General features: G+C 64.6%; 1 protein-coding gene. It reads left to right on the top strand.

What is annotated here, in order from left to right:
* Window positions 1-1,058, top strand: a 1,058-nt coding sequence (locus ACH4TL_RS45825; RefSeq protein WP_398332181.1) for an AMP-binding protein, incomplete at both ends; no start/stop codon positions are given.

Genomic DNA, 1,058 nt, shown 5'->3' with positions numbered 1-1,058 from the left:
GAGGCGCAGGTGGTGCGGTCGCCTGATGCGGTTGCGGTGGTGTTCGGTGGTGGTGCGGAGCGGGAGTCCGTGTCGTATGCGGAGTTGAATGCGCGGGCGAATCGGTTGGCTCGTCTGCTGGTGGGTGAGGGGGTGGGGCCGGAGGATCTGGTGGCGGTGTGTTTGCCGCGTTCGGTTGATCTGGTGGTGTCGTTGCTGGCTGTTGGCAAGGCGGGGGCTGCGTATCTGCCGTTGGATCCGGATTATCCGGTTGAGCGGCTGGCGGCGACGTTGGCTGATGGCCGTCCGGCTGTGTTGATCACGACGGGTGCCACCTTGGATGCGGGTGTGGGTGCTGGGGTGGGGGTGCGGCGGATCGATCTGGATGCTGCCGGGACGGTCGGTGCGCTTGGCCTGCAGTCGGTGGTGGATCCGGTGCGTGTGGGGCATTGTCCGGAGCATCCGGCGTATGTGATTTATACGTCGGGTTCGACGGGGCGTCCTAAGGGTGTGGTGGTGACGCAGGCGGGGCTGGTCAATTATGTGGTGCGGTGTGTGGAGGCGTATCCGGAGGTTGCGGGGCTGACGGTGTTGCATGCGTCGGTGTCGTTTGATGCGGGTGTGACGGGGTTGTATGGGGCTTTGGTGTGTGGTGGTGAGGTGGTGGTTGCGGCGTTGGATGACGGGTTGTCGGGTGCGTTGGGTGGTCGGCGTCCGTCGTTTATGAAGGTCACGCCGAGTGCGTTGGCGGTGTTGGATTCGTTGGGTGGTGGGGTGAGTCCGTCGGGTCGTCTGATGGTGGGGGGCGAGGCGGTCCAGGGTGCGGTGGTGGCGGAGTGGCGTGGTCGGCATGTGGGTGTGGAGGTGGTGGATCATTACGGTCCGACTGAGGTGACGGTGGGGTGTACTGACTATGTCCTGCCTGTTGGGGTGGGTGCGTCGGAGACTGTGCCGATTGGTCGGCCGATGTGGAATACGCGGGCGTATGTGTTGGATGCGCGGTTGCGGCCGGTTCCGGTGGGTGTTCCGGGTGAGTTGTATTTCGCGGGTGTGCAGTTGGCGCGGGGGTATTTGAACCG

Source organism: Streptomyces sp. NPDC021115 (assembly GCF_044333065.1).
In the GTDB taxonomy this organism is placed as follows: domain Bacteria; phylum Actinomycetota; class Actinomycetes; order Streptomycetales; family Streptomycetaceae; genus Streptomyces.
This window is presented reverse-complemented; position numbering and strand designations above follow the sequence as displayed.